Genomic DNA, 16,399 nt, shown 5'->3' with positions numbered 1-16,399 from the left:
CATCGTGAGAGGAGGGGGAAAAATGAAAGATTATCATGATGATCCACGCTTTCGAATAGCCCATAGAGAAGCGTTAATTGGTCTTGGACTTGCTATTATTAATTTTATAATATGGTACGGATTCGCTTATGGGCTTGGTAGTAAAAATCCGAGTGAATATACATATGTATTAGGTTTTCCCGCATGGTTTTTTTATAGCTGTATCGTTGGATTTATCGTTATGGTTATTTTACTTAGTTTAGTTGTTCGTTTTGTATTTCAAGATATTTCACTCGATGAGGAAGAAAAAAGTGAGGAATAATAGATGAATTGGTATGTAATCATTCCAATGATAATTTCGTTTATCGTTGTATTTTTAATTGGTGTATATGCTTCAAGACGCGTTCAAGCAACTGCTCATAATAAATTTTTACAAGAATATTTTCTTGGTGGGCGTGAGCTAGGCGGTTTATTATTAGCGATGACAATGATTGCTACGTACGGTAGTGCAAGTAGCTTTATTGGTGGTCCTGGTATTGCTTACAATATGGGGCTTGGATGGGTATTGTTATCTGCGATTCAAGTTGTAACAGGGTATATCGTTTTAACGGTTATCGGTAAAAAGTTTGCAATTATCGCTAGGAAGATGGAAGCCATTACTCTTATCGATTATTTAAAAGGGAGATACAATAATAAAGCAGTTGTTATACTTTCTGCGTTATGTATTATTATCTTTTTATTTTCAGCGACAGTAGCCCAGTGGGTCGGTGGTGGACGATTAATCGAGTCACTAACGGGTCTATCGTACACAACAGCACTATTTTTATTTACTTTTTCTGTACTTGTTTACGTATTAATTGGTGGATTTCGTGCAGTCGCTTTATCAGATACATTATTAGGAATTATTATGTTAGTTGGAACGACAATCATTTTAATTGCTACTGTCATTGCTGGTGGTGGAATTGAAAAGATTATGCAGGAACTTGTTCAAATCAATCCAAATTTAATTACACCATTCGGAGCAGATGGCAGTTTAACGAAGTCATATGTGACATCATTTTGGATTTTAATTGGAATTGGTGTTGTAGGTTTACCACAAATTAGCGTGCGTGCCATGTCTTATAAAAATTCAAAAGCTATGCACCAAGCTTTAATAATTGGAACAGTTGTCGTTGGTACAATTATGATCGGTATGCATTTAACAGGTGTATTTGCAAGAGTAGTACTTCCAGGTATAACGGTACCAGATAAAGTAATGCCGCTACTTGCGATGGAAGTGTTGCCACCTTGGTTAGCTGGAGTTTTCTTAGCTGCACCAATGGCAGCGATTATGTCTACAGTAAACTCGTTATTATTACTTGTAAGCTCGTCAATTATTAAAGATATATACGTAAATTACATAAATAAAGATGCAGCAGACAGTACGATAAAAAAAGGAAGTTTGTGGATTACTGGTATTGTAGGACTACTCGTTTATGCAGCGGCCATTAAACCACCAGATTTTTTAATATGGCTAAATTTATTTTCTTTCGGTGGATTAGAAGCAGCATTCATTTGGCCAATCGTATTAGGGTTATATTGGAGGAAAGGAAATGCAACAGGAGCGCTTGCTTCCATTTTCGTTGGAGTAGGTTCATATATGTGTATTCACCTTTTCTATCCAAATCCGTTTGGTATACATACAGTTGTCTTTCCGATTTGTTTTGCGTTTATCGCTTACATTATTGGAAGTATGAGTGCTGTAAAAAAAACTGTATAGGTTAGCTGGAGAACGTAGTCCTTATAGGACTGCGTTTTTTCGTATGAAATTGTTCTTTTTTATTCTGTATGCCGATTGTTATTCATAAATTAATAACAATTGAGGGGATGGAGTTGAGGTCGATGAAAAAAGTATTATTTTTAGGAGACCCAGGAATTGATGACTCTTTAGCAATTATGTATGGATTGTTGCATCCTGATATTGATATTGTTGGTGTGGTTACAGGATATGGAAATGTAACGCAAGAAAAGGCGACAAGTAATGCGGCATATTTATTACAGTTAGCAGGTAGGGAAGATATACCAGTTATTAATGGTGCGAAAATTCCTTTATCTGGAGATATTACAACGTATTATCCAGAAATTCATGGGGCGGAAGGTTTAGGACCAATTCGACCACCGAAAAATCTTTCTCCAAATATAAAGCCTTTTTGTGAGTTTTTTGACATTCTTGAAAAATATAAAGGAGAATTAATTATAGTTGATGCTGGGAGGTCAACGACACTTGCGACAGCATTTATTTTAGAAAAGCCAATGATGAAGTATGTGAAAGAATATTATATAATGGGCGGTGCTTTCTTAATGCCTGGCAATGTTACACCAGTCGCAGAGGCGAATTTTCATAGTGATCCGATTGCGTCGCAATTAGTTATGCAAAATGCCAAGAATGTGACACTGGTGCCGCTCAATGTTACATCTGAAGCTATTATTACGCCAGAGATGGTAAAGTATATTACGAAACATTCTAAAACAAGTTTTAATAAATTAATTGAACCGATTTTTACGTATTATTATAAAGCTTATAGAAAATTAAATCCGAAAATAAAAGGAAGTCCAGTACATGACGTCGTTACAATGATGGTTGCCGCAAATCCTTCAATATTGGATTATGTGTATCGCCGTGTAGATGTAGATACAGTGGGAATAGCAAAAGGAGAAAGTATTGCAGATTTCCGTCCTCAACCTGATGCAAAAGCCTTAAAAAACTGGGTGCGAATTGGTTGGTCATTACATTATAAAAAATTCCTTGAGGATTTTGTGAAAATCATGACGTAGACATAATAGGAGTATACAAGTTAAAATAATGGAGATGGTTATTTGAATAACCATCTCCATTATTTTGTTTTTTAAAGATAGAGAGAAGAGTTACACAATAGGAGAGGAATTTTACTTGAAAAAAACTATAGTATGCGCAGTGATTGTGGGTATTTTCGTTTTGCTAATATCGGGTAACTTTTTAGTGAAAAAAGTGTGGAGTTCAAATAATGATGATGCACAGTATATTGCATCTTTTATTGAAGAACATAAAGATGAAAAAAATAGTGCACTTCTAGTAAAGAGAAATGATAAAGTTGTTTATTCTGTAAATCCAAATGTTGTATTACCAGTTGCTAGTACGATGAAATTGATTATAGCGCTTGAATATACGAAACAAGTTACGGAAGGGAAAATTGATTCTTCTAGTTTCGTTTCCATTAATGATGTGAATCGGTATTATGTACCGAATACAGATGGTGGTGCGCAAGATAGATGGCAAAGGTACTTGGAAAAGAAAGGAAAGATAACTGAAGGAGCGGTTTCTTTAGAAGAAGTAGCAAAAGGAATGGTTAAGTTTAGTTCAAATGCAAATGCTGAGTACTTAATGGAAGTGTTAGGATTAGATAATATTAATCGGAATTTACAAAGTTTATCACTTCCTGCACATCAACCACTATTTCCAATCGTTTCATCTTTGTATATCCCGGGATATTTGCATAAAGAATTACATGTTCCAAAATATAAAATAGAGAAAAAGTTAAAAGAAATGTCTCAAGAGCAATATCGTGAATATGCGATGATTATTCATGAACGCTTAAAGAAGAAGGGACCATTATTACAGAAGGAAATTCCGCTTTATTTAGAGGAACGTTACGACAAAATTTGGTCAGATAGATTACCAGCAGCTTCTGCAAATGATTATATGGTATTACTTCAAAAGGCAAACCATAAAGGTGGCTTGACAGAAGCTGAAGAAAAAGTGTGGGCAAATATCGTTGAAACAGACATGAGTGCCAAGAAATACCGTAAAACATTTAGACATGCTGGGCAAAAAAATGGTTATACGCCATGGACAGTTACAAAAGCAGTTTATGCAATGGATAAACGCGGGAACTGTACAGAAATAGTGTTCTTAGCAAATAATTTAAATGAAGATGACAGCGCAGAAATACGGAAACATTTAGCAAACTTACATTTTCAAGTGTTGCAAAGTGATAAGTATGATGCGACTTTTATTAAATAAACTCGGTGCAGAGAGCACCGAGTTTATTTTTGTGTACAAGCACTTTTTTCCTATCTCTGGGTATGATGGGTAGTAATACTTAGGTGAAAGGGGAAAAGGTGATGAAACAAAGTAAAGAAGAGTTTATAAAGAGCGAAGGCGCTGATTTCCCTGGGAAAACATACGTGAATTGCGTATTACAACATGTATTTGAGTTTCAACGAAATTACTTATTGAAAGACATGTTTCAAGTGCATAAAGCGCATATTACAATGCTGACGGAAGAAAATTTAATGAAAAAGGAAGAAGCTAAAGTTATATTAAACGCACTAAAAAAGATAGAGGGAATTCCAAAAGATCAATTGCTCTATACAGAGCAGCATGAAGATCTCTTTTTTTTAGTGGAACATTTAATTTTTCAAGAAGCGAAATGCGATTTTGTAAGTAATATGCATATTGGTAGAAGTAGAAATGATATGGGTGTAACGATGTATCGCATGAGTTTAAGGCGATACGTACTACAATTAATGGAACATCATTTGTTATTGCAAGAAAGTATGCTGCAACTTGCCGATGATCATAAGGAAACGATTATGACAGCTTATACACATACACAACCAGCGCAGCCAACAACATTTGGTCATTATACGTTAGCGATTTATGATACGATGCAGAGAGACTTAGAAAGAATAAAACGAACGTACACACTTTTAAATCAATCGCCAATGGGAGCAGCTGCTCTTTCTACAACAAGTTTCCCAATTAAACGAGAGCGAGTTGCTGATTTACTTGGATTTACTAATGTAATTGAGAACTCATATGATGCTGTCGCTGGAGCTGATTATTTATTAGAGGTTAGCTCGTTACTTACGGTAATGATGACGAATACGAGTAGATGGATTCATGATTTCTTACTATTAGCGACGAAAGAATATGATGGTATTACTGTTGCAAGGCCATATGTACAAATTAGTAGTATTATGCCACAAAAACGAAATCCAGTTTCAATTGAACATGCCCGTGCAATTACGAGTAGTGCTTTTGGAGAAGCATTTACAGTATTTCAAATGATTCATAATACACCATTTGGTGATATTGTCGATACGGAAGATGACTTGCAGCCGTATTTATATAAAGGAATTGAAAAGGCTATTCGTGTATTTTGCATTTTGAATGCAGTCATTCGAACGATGAAAGTAGAAGAAGAAACGTTGAAAAGTCGTTCCTATAAACATGCAATTACGATAACGGATTTCGCAGATGTTTTAACAAAAAACTATGACATTCCATTTCGGCATGCTCATCATGTAGCAAGTGTTATTGCGAATATGTCATTGGAACAGAAAAAGGAGCTACATGAATTATGTTTCAAAGATGTGAATATATACTTACAAGAAAAATTTAAAATACAATTATTAGAAAAAGAGTGGGAAGAAATTATATCGCCAGAAGCATTTATTCAAAAAAGAAAGGTGTACGGTGGACCGAGTAAAAAAGAAATGGAGCGCATGATTAAAAGTCGAAAAGAGTCATTTTGGAAAGAAGAAGAGGTATTTGAAAAGGAAAAACAGAGAGTTTTACAAGTGGAAAATGATTTAAATATATTAGTTTCGAATATTATTGAATCGTAAAAGAAGGATTTAATGAATTAATCGCCAATACTTAATGAAACTATAAATAGAGAGAAGAGATTGTCGATGATTCAATTACGTGTATATGAAGAGATTGTTAATTTTAAAGAAGCGGTTACACCATTTTTAGAAAAAAATGAACAGGAAAATAATCTCATATTAGGTGTATTACAAATGGTACAACAACCGATATTTATGGGGGTAGTAAAACAAGAGGAAGAAATTACAATTGTATTTCTTCAAACAGAAGAAAAGAAACAAATTATTGTTGCTACGTCTGAAATGGTGGAAGAGGCCATCGTGGAACTTGCAAAAAAATTAGCGGAAGTATATCCGAATGTTCCTGGATTAATTGGTAATAAGAAAATTGTACAGAGATTAGCGGAAGAGATTGCCGTGTTAGAAAATAAGAAAACTACTATTGCAATGGAGCAAGGTATATATGAATTAAAACAAGTGAAGAAAAAGTGGAACGGAGATGGAGTCTTTAAAGAAGTAAGTAGTGATGAGCTACCAGTAATAGAACAGTGGATATACCAATTTTGCGAAGAAGTGAATCTTCCTACTACAAAAGAAGAAGCGGAACAAACCGCACATATATTAATTACTAATCGTCGTCTATTTGGTTTAGAAATAGACGGAAAACTTGTTTCTGTAGCTGCAAAAACACGCCCAACTAAAAATAATATAACAGTTAATTTCGTGTATACGCCGAAAGAAGCAAGGGAAAAGGGATACGCATCTAATTGTGTAGCGGCACTTAGTCAACGTATGTTAGATGAAGGATACAAGACAACTACGTTATATACTGATCTAGCGAATCCGACATCGAATAAAATTTACCAAGAAATTGGTTATGAGAAAATTGCGGAGTCTATGCTTATATTTTTAGAGAAGTAGAACAAAAAGGCATGCTAATTTAGCACGCCTTTTTGTTATTCATCAATTCTAATAACCTCGCCTTGAGGGAAGTCTTCAGTTTCTAGTAAGTTACGAATAGCTTTTGCTACATATTCAGGTGATAATAGTTTTCCTTCTTCTTTTAATGTGATGAAGCGGTCTAAATTTGTGAAGTCTTCTTTATTTGTTTCACGAATTTGTGCTTGCATATTTGTATCAACAACACCAGGTGCAAAAGCGACGATTTTTACTGGGTATTCTTTTTCCCCTTCTTCAGTCGCTACGCACTGTGTAAACATATTTACACCTGCTTTCGTTGTACAATAAGCGCCCCATCCGAAATAAGGATTTTTTCCTGCGCCAGATGAAATATTTATAACGCGTTTATCTACTTTCCATTCTTTCGTATGTTTCATGAAAGTAGATGTAAGAATCATAGGTGCAAGTAAATTAATGTGAACGTTCGTAATGAATTGTTCGCTTTCTGCTTTTTCAATTGGTTTCATAGGTGCGAGTGTACCAGCGTTATTAATTAAATGAATAGATGATACAGTGTCTTCTTGAATAGATGAAATGATTTTGTTAAAGTTCGTTTCTAAATTATGTACATCTTGAAGATCTAAGGAGTGGAAAACACAATTGCTATTATATTGCTGTGCAAGTTTCGTAAGTTCTTTATTTTCTCTTCTAGAAATAGAGATAATACTCGTGTTTTCTTCTAACAATTGCGCGGTGATAGCCTCACCTAAACCTTGTGAAGTTCCTGTTATAATAACATAGCGCATAGTGTAGTAAGCTCCTCTCATACGTGCGGAATTTTGTTGGACAAAGTACATTGCATAGTTTGTCTACATTTTATAGTATAGAGCACTTTTTACTATAAATGAAATGAGATGATTACGTGCCTTTTTTGAATCGCTTTACGACAACAGTAACTGGTGCCGTCACGTTCACTGGGAACACGTTAGGACTTAGTCCCACATCGCCTGCACCAGGTAATATTTTTGGTACACTTGCTGTTTTTACAACGGTAAATACAGCGCTGCAAGTACCAGGGTTCCCAGCAGGTACAACGGATGACTGGCGATTGAATTCTTCAAGTGCAATTTTAAATCTTCCGGCAGGGAGTAGTATTTTGTATGCAGAGTTAGTTTGGGCAGGAACTTTCCGGACTGATACGGAAGATGTTTTACCATTTTTAAATGATAATATTACATTTACAACACCAGCAGGAACATTTTCTGTTACGCCAGACCCTGCTACCGCGCAGCAAGGTTCAGTAGGCAATCAGTTTTATTATGCTCGCTCTGCTAATGTAACGAATCTTGTTAGTGCGGGTGGGGCAGGGACTTATACGACAGGGGCCGTGCCAGCTACAAGAACTTCGGCTGATCCGACAATCAGTCGTTCAGCTGGATGGACGCTTGAGGTAGTGTATCAAAATGCAAGTTTACCACTTCGGAATTTGTCGGTATATGCAGGTCAAGAAATTATCGATGCTTCATCACCACCAGTTGATACTATCATTTCAGGATTTGCTACTCCGGGAACAGGAGCAGTTACAGGAAGAGTGCTCGTAACTGCTCAAGAAGGTGATTCCAACATTGTTGGAGATCAACTTCGCTTCGGCCCGAATGCAAATGCTACAATTGCATTATTCGGCCCGAGAAACCCTGCTAATAATTTCTTTCAGTCACAAATTTGTAACGACATTGGAGAGTTAGATACAACTGGAACGTTTGGAGAGTTGAATCAGCCGTTAGGGATAGCTTTGGCTGTCCGAAGACAAGGATGGGATATTACAAATGTAAATGCCACTTCATCATTAGTAAATAATCAAACGTCAGCAACAGTTCGATTCGTTACAAATGGAGATGGATACGCTGCAGCTGGTTTTGGTGTTCAAATTGATGCGACGGGTCCAATTATTAATCCTGTTAAATCAGTTGATAAAACAGTTGCAGGAGTTGGAGATATTCTCACCTATACAATTACTGTTCCGAATACAGGGACAGGAAGTGCAGATAACGTTGTATTACAAGACAGTATTCCAAACGGAACGACGTTTATAACTGGTAGTGTGACGGTAGGGGGAGTAGCGCAACCGAGCGCGAACCCAGCTAGTGGAATTAATTTAGGAACGATACCTAATAATGCGCAGAGAATTGTAACATTTCAGGTAAGGATCACGTCATTTCCAAATCCAAATCCAATTCCAAATCGTGCGGTGGTATCTTATCAATTCCGTCCTTTCGTAGGAAGCCCACTCGTTACAAGTACAGCTTCTTCAAATACAGTACAGACGATAATTAATCGTGCGAATGTAAGCTTACAAAAGTCTGTAGATTTGCAAACAGCAACAATTAATGACATATTAACGTATACAGTTAATGTGACGAATAATGGAAACATCACTGCGAACAATGTTATTTTTGTTGATAATATCCCTGCTGGAACAACATTTGTTCCAAATAGTGTTACGGTGAATGGAGTAGCGCGTCCAGGAGCAAATCCAGCAAGTAGTATTAATCTTGGGAGTATTAATGCCTCGCAAACGACTGTAGTCCGCTTTCAAGTTCGAGTAACATCTAATCCTCTTGTAAATCCAATTCCAAATCGTGCGAGTGCAACATTTACCTATACCCCAGTGCCTGGTCAAACACCAATTTCAGGTCAAGCGACAAGTAATACTGTATTTACTACAATTAATGTAGCTGATATAAGAACGCGAAAAACAGTAGATCGAGCTTTTGCAACTGTAAATGACGTTCTTACGTACACCGTTACAATTGAGAATACAGGAAATGTACTTGCGACGAATGTTGTTTTTCAAGATCCAATCCCAACTGGAACGACTTTTATCGTAAATAGTGTAACTATAGATGGGATTTCACAACCTGGAGCAAATCCGGCAACTGGGTTTACGATAGCAAATATTTCTCCAGGCGGAAGTAGGACGGTTACATTTCAAGTACGGGTTACATCTACGCCATCCGGAGGCACGATTGCGAATCGCGGAAATGTATCTGCTAATTTCGTTGTTATTCCGAATCAACCACCAGTGACGATTAATAGACAAACGAATACAGTTGTGACACAAGTTAATACAGGTGGTTTAAATGTAATAAAAGAAGTGAATACGACACAAGCGGCAGTAGGTGATACTTTAACATATACGATTGCCGTCCAAAATACAGGAAACGTTCCGTTAACAAACGTGTTTTTCCAAGACACTATTTCTCCCGCTGTCTCATTTGTTGCAAATTCTGTAACAATTAATGGCGTACCACAAAGTGGATTGAATCCAAATACAGGATTTTCTCTTCCGAATATTCCTGCGGCTCAAACAGTTGTAGTCACATTTGACGTATTAATTGTACAGGATCCAGAAAATGAAGATATTTTAAATCAAGCAAATGTAACAGCAAGTTTTCAAGTGGATCCGAGTGAACCACCCGTAACAATCAATGTTCCAAGTAACATTGTGAATACAACAGTACAATCAGGGAACTTTGAAGTTGTGAAATCAGTGAATACGGATGTTGCAACGGTAGGGGATGTTTTAGTATATACAATCGAAATCATAAACGCAGGTAGTGTACCAGCAACAAATGTATTTTTCCAAGATTCAATTCCACAAGGTACATTATTTATTGAAAACAGTGTCTTTGTGAATGGGGTCTTACAAGAAGGGGCAGATCCAGAATTCGGATTCCCATTAAATAATTTGCCTACTGGTGCGAGTGTAATTGTTACGTTTGAAGTATTAATTGATGACATTCCCCAAGGAAATAATGTCCTAAATAATGCGAATGTAACTGGAGATTTTCTTGTAAATCCCACAGAACCACCAATTACTGTAACGGTACCAAGTAATACTGTTATGACAGTCGTGAATTCTTCAGGGTTAAATGTGAGAAAGAGTGTAAGCGCTACTGAAGCAGGAATAGGAGATACGTTAACATATACAGTTCGTATACAAAATAGTGGAACGGTAGCAGCGACAAATGTATCATTTCTTGATCCAATTCCAGTTGGAACAACGTTTGTAACAAATAGTGTAACAATAAACGGAACATCTCAACCAGGTTTAAACCCAACAACTGGATTTCCACTTGCCAATATTCCAGTAGGAGGGATGGTAACAGTTGCTTTTCAAGTGACAATCACGAGTGTACCACCAAATAGAGTTCTTCCGAATACTGCGAATGTAACTGCGGATTTCCAAGTAAGCCCTCTCCAGCCGCCAATTACAATTGTAACGATTAGTAATATTGTTGTGACGCGAGTGAATGTAGGATCACTTAATGTAATGAAGAGTGTAAATACATCGCAAGCAGGAGTAGGAGATACGTTAACGTATACGATTCTTATTCAAAATACAGGAACTGTTCCTGCAACGAATATTATTTTTCAAGATCCAATTCCGTCTGGTACTGCCTTTGTAGCAAATAGTGTGACGATAAACGGAGTCGTGCAGCAAGGTGCGGATCCTATGGCAGGTTTCCCAGTACCAAATATTCCGGTCGGGCAAACATCTACGATTACGTTTCAAGTTACAGTGACGAGTGTTCCGAACGGTGGAAATATAAGAAACCAATCGAACGTTACTGCAAGTTTTCTTATAAATCCAGCAAACCCTCCAATAACGACTGTAACAAATAGTAATTTTGTAGTGACGCAAGTAAACACAGCACAGCTAAATATACAAAAATCTTCATCTGTACAACAAGCAGCACTTGGAGAAACTTACACGTATTCTGTAGTCATTCGAAATAACGGCACAGTAACAGCAACGAATGTTTCTTTTATTGATCCAATTGCTGCAGAGACAACATTTGTCGCAAATAGTGTAACGATAAATGGAGCGCCACAACCTGGATTTGACCCAAATGTTGGTTTCGCACTTCCGAATATTGCAGCTGGAACATCATTGACAGTAACGTTCCAAGTTATGGTAGTTGCACCGTCTACACGTGGAGCAGTATTAAATACAGCATCTGCTACAGCCACTTTTTTATTAAATCCTTTACAACCACCTGTAACAACATCGAATTCAAGTAATACAACGGTAGTTACAATACCGTTACCTCCTCCTGGTGAAGTAACAGCAACAAAAACAGTTGATGTTGCAACTGGGGCTGTTGGAGATGTATTAACGTATACCGTGCTCATTTCAAACGTAGGGATTATCCCTGTTACAGATGTATTCTTCCAAGATGTCATACCAGAAGGAACGACGTTTGTAGAAGGTAGTGTAACGATAGGTGGAGTGCAGCAACTTGGTTTAAATCCAGAAATAGGATTTACAGTTACGCCATTATTAATCGCTAGTGGAAGTATTGAGGTCACATTCCAAGTGACAATTACAGAAATTCCAGATAATGAAGTCATATTAAATGATGCGGACGTTACATTTACTTCACAACCAAATCCGCAGGAACCACCAATTACGGAAACGATATTAACGAATTTAGTCGTTACGACAATTAATATAGCGTTTATTTTTCCATTGAAACTAGTAGATAAGGAAGTAGCCACTGTAGGAGAAATATTAACGTATGATGTATTGATCTTTAATTTCGGAACAGTGCCAGCAACCAATGTTCAATTTATCGATACGACTTCTGCTGGTGTAGCGTTTATACCAGGAAGCGTGAGCATAAACGGGGTACCGGCACCAGGATTAGATCCTTTCATTGGTTTTACAGTTCCAGATATACCTGTAGATAGTTTTGCACGTGTCACATATCAAGAAGTGGTTACGAGCATACCAGAAGGTGGAACGATTGTTAACTTTGTAGACGTTACAGCGACATTTGCTGTAAGTGAAACAGAGCCGCCTATTACAGAAACAACGACAAGTAATACGACATTAACAGAAATTAATGAACCTGGTTTAAATGTTTTAAAATCAGTGAGTCAACCGGTTGTTGCAGTAGGCGATACAATCATATATACAACAGTCGTTCAAAATACAGGAACAGTGGTAGCGACGAATGTTCAATATAGCGATGTATTACCGGCCTCTATCACATTTGTACCAGATAGTGTAACGATAGACGGTGTGTTACAACCTGGGTTCAATCCGAACAATGGATTCCCGCTTCCAGATATAAATCCAGGTGAAAGTGTAGAAGTCACATTCCAAGTAACTGTTGTTAGTGTGCCAACAAACGGAACAATTGCCAATACGGCAAATGTAACAGGAAGTTTTGTATTAGTACCAGGAGAACCACCAGTTATAGTAACAGAGCCGAGCAATACAACACTTACTACTGTAAATAGAGGACAATTTAATGTTATAAAACAAGTAAATAGGGCTGCTACTCTCGTTGGAGATGTATTAACGTATACGGTTCAAATAACGAATACAGGAACAGTAACAGCTAATGATGTTCAGTTTATTGATACTATTTCAGCAGGAGCGTCATTTGTACCAAATAGTGTAACGATAAATGGAGCCCTGCAACCAAACTTAAATCCAATTACTGGATTTGGAGTTGGAGATATACCAGTTGGTGAAACGGTTATCGTGACGTTTCAAGCGATAGTTACAAACATCCCGTCATCAGGAACAATTACGAACGTTGCAAATATAACAGGAAGCTTTACTTTAGTACCAGGAGAGTCACCGGTTGTAGTAACAGAGCCGAGTAATACGACGATAACAAGAATAAATAGAGGGCGTTTTAGCGTTATAAAATCTGTAAATAAAGAAGCAACACGTTTAGGAGATACGTTAACGTATAGTGTGCAAGTTACAAATACGGGAACGGTAACAGCAACGAATGTTCAGTTTATTGATGTCCCATCACCTAGTTTAGAATTCGTTCCTGGAAGTGTACAAATAAATGGGATTCCGCAAGTAGGTTTAAATCCATTTGTAGGCTTTTCATTATCGGATCTTGCAGTAGGGGATAGCGTATTAATTACATTTGAAGTAAATGTAATCGCAGTTCCGCCGTCTAGTAGCATTATGAATACAGCAAGAGTAACGGGTGATTTCGAATTGATTCCAGGAGAACCTCCGTCTACAATTACAAATTCAAGTAATACGACGGTTACGCCGATAAATAGAGGCAGCTTAGAAATGCTAAAAGAAGTAGACCATTCAGTTGTTGGCGTAGGAGAAACGGTAACGTATACTGTTCGTATATTAAATACTGGTACTGCTGATGCAATGAATGTTCAATTTATCGATGTACTATCTCAGGAAGCTGATTTCGTACCAAATAGTGTAACGATAAATGGGGTTCCACAACCGGGGTTAAATCCGCAGATTGGATTTACGATACCAGATATTCCAGTTGGTGAGACGGCACTTGTAACATATGAAGCTACGATTACAAGTTTTCCGGATGGTGGAACAGTAGTAAATGTTGCTGGAGCGTTAGCAGAATATATTTTAGTACCAGGAGAGCCGCCAGTTACATTGATGGACACGAGCAATACAGTTATTGTAACGGTAAATACTGCAATCTTATTTGTTGCAAAAGGAGCAAACTTTGAAGTAGCGATGGTAGGGGATGTTGTCACTTACGGAATTGCCGTTATAAATGATAGTACAGTTCCTATGACCAATATTGTGTTAACAGATATCATTGATCCGAATACGCTATTTATAAATGGCACGGTAACGGTAAATGATGTACCTTTTCCATTCGCTAACCCGAATACTGGTATTCCGTTAGGTGATTTTCAGCCAAATGATGCAGCAATTATTAATTTCCAAGTTGTCATAACAGGAGAACAAATAAATAATTTAGTTACAAATACTGCTACAGCGAATGGGCTCGCAACTGTAAATCCGAATGAGCCGCCAGTAGTAGTTGAAGGTGATAGTAATACAGTTGTTATCCCGTTTATTCCTCAAAATGTCTCAACGACAGTCGTAAAAACGGCAGACCATCAAACAGCAACGATTGGAGATGTTATTACGTTTACGACAGTTATTACAAATACGGGGGATACAGCAATACAAAATATTCGTTTTCAAGATATGTTAGATAGTAGTGTTCGATTTGTCCTTGGAAGTGTAACTGTTGATAATACGCCAGTGTCAAATGTAAATCCAGTATCAGGATTTCTTATAGGAAGTTTAAATCCGGGTGAGGCACAGACAGTTTCGTTCCAAGTAGTAGTGGAGAGAGCACCAAGCGGTTCAGGGAATTATATAAACCAAGCGAGTATTCGTTTCGAACATCAAGTAGGCACAGTATTGCCACCTGTTACACAAATGGTAGAAAGTAACATAGTTGTCATTCCATTTGTTCCAACGATAGAACAAATTTGTGAAACGAATCTTAATTGCTTAGGGAAAATTCCTTTTCAATGTTCTCCGTGTAATCATTTGCAAATAAATAAAAAATAAATACAGAAAGAGCATCCGGAAAAAAGGATGCTCTTTCTGTATTGATCATGTAGATTCTTTTTTGGGTGAGGTGAAAAATTCGTCGATTTTGTCGGAGAGTAGTAATGGAATGGCTCCTTTTATAACAGAAATGTCCCAGTCCCACCATGCGAGATTCTCTAGTTTGTCAATCGTTTCTTGCGGGAAACGATATCGAACAAATTTTGCAGGATTACCAGCTACAATTGCATACGGGGGTACATCTTTTGTAACAATGCTCCTGGCGCCGATAATGGCCCCGTTACCAATTGTAACACCAGATAAAATGCAGGATTGATAACCAATCCATACATCATTGCCAATTACGATATCACCTTTTGAAGAAGGGTGACCAGTAATATGTGCTCCTTCATCAAAAAGTGCATTAAATGGATAAGTTGTTATCCAGTCTGCTCGATGTTCACCGCCAAGTATGAAAACGACTTCTTCTGCTAAGGAACAAAACTTACCTATTTTTAATTTTGTTTCATCGTTCCAAGAAAAAATGGTTGGCCCTACTTTACTATAAGTATAATCACCAATATCATATTTATTATATTCAGGTTTTTGATTTAAATATAACATGCTTCTTCAGCCTCCTTTCTCAATTAAGCGATACGTATGGAATATTATATGCAAGATGTAGTAATGTGAACTGTATTAATAGGTGAAATGAACAAAAGGGAGTGGGATGTATGCGATACGAAATGGGTTTATATAATAAACCGTTTCAGTCAATTCAATCAGGAAAAAAAGTATATGAAGTACGCCTATACGATAAAAAACGTCAACTAATAAACAAAGGCGATGAAATCGTATTTACGAATCTTACGACGACGGAAATGATGACGGTAAAAGTAACGGAAATAAAGCGATACGAGAGCTTTAAATCTATGTATGAACAAATTGATAAAAAATTATTGGATTGTGAGAATGATAGTTTAGAGGAAATGTTAGAAAGTACATACAAAATATATACGAAAGAACAAGAAAAAGAGTGGGGAACAGTCGCGATTCGTATTGAGGAAATAAAATGATAAGAAATCGCGGGGCGGCTATCATTGTACAGGAAGGGAAAATTGCTCTTATAAAACGTATTCGAGAAGAGGAAACATATTATGTTTTTCCTGGCGGAGGGGTTGAGGAAGGTGAAACGCCTGAAGAGGCAACGAAAAGAGAGGTATATGAAGAATTAGGGCTACATATAAAAGTGGAGCACCTTATTGCAAAGGTAAAATATAAAGGAAATGAATATTATTATGATGCCTATATTACAGGCGGAGTGTTCGGAAGTGGAACAGCTGAGGAATTTCAGCGGGAAGGTAGAGGAAGTTATATTCCGTTATGGCTACCGATAAACGAGTTGGAAAAAGTGAATATAAAGCCTTATGAAGTGGTCGGAAATATATTTAATCATTATAAAATATAACGTCTGACAACATACAAAAAAAACCATTGACATAGGCTTCTGATTTAAGT

At 37.0% G+C, this 16,399-nt stretch carries 11 protein-coding genes; 9 read left to right on the top strand and 2 right to left on the bottom strand.

Features of this window, described 5'->3' with window-relative positions:
• Window positions 1-22 precede the first annotated feature (22 nt).
• From BAQ53_RS16570 to BAQ53_RS16545, 6 genes are all read left to right on the top strand, one after another.
• Window positions 23-301, top strand: coding sequence for a YhdT family protein (locus BAQ53_RS16570; protein WP_000656244.1), 279 nt, complete (start codon window positions 23-25; stop codon window positions 299-301).
• A gap of 3 nt (window positions 302-304) precedes the next feature.
• The gene (panF, locus tag BAQ53_RS16565) at window positions 305-1,738 is read left to right on the top strand and encodes a sodium/pantothenate symporter (protein ID WP_001104823.1); all 1,434 of its coding nucleotides are present in this window, start codon (window positions 305-307) and stop codon (window positions 1,736-1,738) included.
• Between the two features lie 68 nt (window positions 1,739-1,806).
• Window positions 1,807-2,793, top strand: a complete 987-nt coding sequence (locus BAQ53_RS16560) for a nucleoside hydrolase (protein ID WP_003302260.1) — start codon at window positions 1,807-1,809, stop codon at window positions 2,791-2,793.
• Window positions 2,794-2,908: 115 nt separating this feature from the next.
• Complete coding sequence (locus tag BAQ53_RS16555) at window positions 2,909-4,018, top strand: serine hydrolase (RefSeq protein WP_000751356.1); 1,110 nt, start codon at window positions 2,909-2,911, stop codon at window positions 4,016-4,018.
• A gap of 83 nt (window positions 4,019-4,101) precedes the next feature.
• The gene (gene argH / locus BAQ53_RS16550) at window positions 4,102-5,628 is read left to right on the top strand and encodes an argininosuccinate lyase (protein ID WP_003302262.1); all 1,527 of its coding nucleotides are present in this window, start codon (window positions 4,102-4,104) and stop codon (window positions 5,626-5,628) included.
• Window positions 5,629-5,694: 66 nt separating this feature from the next.
• On the top strand, window positions 5,695-6,528 hold the full coding sequence (locus BAQ53_RS16545; protein ID WP_208905970.1) for a GNAT family N-acetyltransferase: 834 nt from the start codon (window positions 5,695-5,697) through the stop codon (window positions 6,526-6,528).
• A 35-nt stretch (window positions 6,529-6,563) separates the two neighbouring features.
• Here BAQ53_RS16545 and BAQ53_RS16540 read toward each other — a convergent pair whose 3' ends face one another.
• Window positions 6,564-7,313 carry a (S)-benzoin forming benzil reductase gene (locus tag BAQ53_RS16540; RefSeq protein ID WP_208905968.1) on the bottom strand — a complete coding sequence of 250 codons (750 nt, stop codon included), beginning with the start codon at window positions 7,311-7,313 and terminating at the stop codon, window positions 6,564-6,566.
• Between the two features lie 116 nt (window positions 7,314-7,429).
• Here BAQ53_RS16540 and BAQ53_RS16535 point away from each other — a divergent pair, with 116 nt between their 5' ends.
• Entirely contained in the window at window positions 7,430-14,902 is a 7,473-nt protein-coding gene (locus BAQ53_RS16535) for a DUF7507 domain-containing protein (protein WP_208905966.1), read from the top strand.
• Between the two features lie 45 nt (window positions 14,903-14,947).
• Here the strand turns inward: BAQ53_RS16535 and BAQ53_RS16530 are convergent, their stop codons facing one another.
• Window positions 14,948-15,505: a CatB-related O-acetyltransferase gene (locus BAQ53_RS16530; RefSeq protein ID WP_000966299.1), complete on the bottom strand. Its 558-nt coding sequence runs from the start codon at window positions 15,503-15,505 to the stop codon at window positions 14,948-14,950.
• A 110-nt stretch (window positions 15,506-15,615) separates the two neighbouring features.
• On the opposite strand from BAQ53_RS16530, the gene BAQ53_RS16525 reads away from it, so the two are divergent.
• Window positions 15,616-15,957 (top strand): ASCH domain-containing protein, encoded by a 342-nt coding sequence (locus tag BAQ53_RS16525; RefSeq protein ID WP_001268365.1) that lies wholly within the window; start codon window positions 15,616-15,618, stop codon window positions 15,955-15,957.
• Complete coding sequence (locus BAQ53_RS16520) at window positions 15,954-16,349, top strand: NUDIX hydrolase (protein ID WP_000620833.1); 396 nt, start codon at window positions 15,954-15,956, stop codon at window positions 16,347-16,349. Before BAQ53_RS16525 ends, BAQ53_RS16520 begins: the two co-directional genes overlap by 4 nt.
• Window positions 16,350-16,399 lie beyond the last annotated feature (50 nt).

It is taken from the genome of Bacillus sp. B25(2016b) (genome assembly GCF_001679765.1).
Classification (GTDB): domain Bacteria; phylum Bacillota; class Bacilli; order Bacillales; family Bacillaceae_G; genus Bacillus_A; species Bacillus_A thuringiensis_K.
This window is presented reverse-complemented; position numbering and strand designations above follow the sequence as displayed.

Bases quoted from the DNA above. Each gene is read 5' to 3' on its own strand.
- BAQ53_RS16545 (WP_208905970.1), top strand. From the start codon at position 5,695: ATGATTCAATTACGTGTATATGAAGAGATTGTTAATTTTAAAGAAGCG.
- BAQ53_RS16530 (WP_000966299.1), bottom strand. From the start codon at position 15,505: ATGTTATATTTAAATCAAAAACCTGAATATAATAAATATGATATTGGT.
- BAQ53_RS16520 (WP_000620833.1), top strand. From the start codon at position 15,954: ATGATAAGAAATCGCGGGGCGGCTATCATTGTACAGGAAGGGAAAATT.
- BAQ53_RS16540 (WP_208905968.1), bottom strand. From the start codon at position 7,313: ATGCGCTATGTTATTATAACAGGAACTTCACAAGGTTTAGGTGAGGCT.
- BAQ53_RS16570 (WP_000656244.1), top strand. From the start codon at position 23: ATGAAAGATTATCATGATGATCCACGCTTTCGAATAGCCCATAGAGAA.
- panF (WP_001104823.1), top strand. From the start codon at position 305: ATGAATTGGTATGTAATCATTCCAATGATAATTTCGTTTATCGTTGTA.
- BAQ53_RS16560 (WP_003302260.1), top strand. From the start codon at position 1,807: ATGCCGATTGTTATTCATAAATTAATAACAATTGAGGGGATGGAGTTG.
- BAQ53_RS16525 (WP_001268365.1), top strand. From the start codon at position 15,616: ATGCGATACGAAATGGGTTTATATAATAAACCGTTTCAGTCAATTCAA.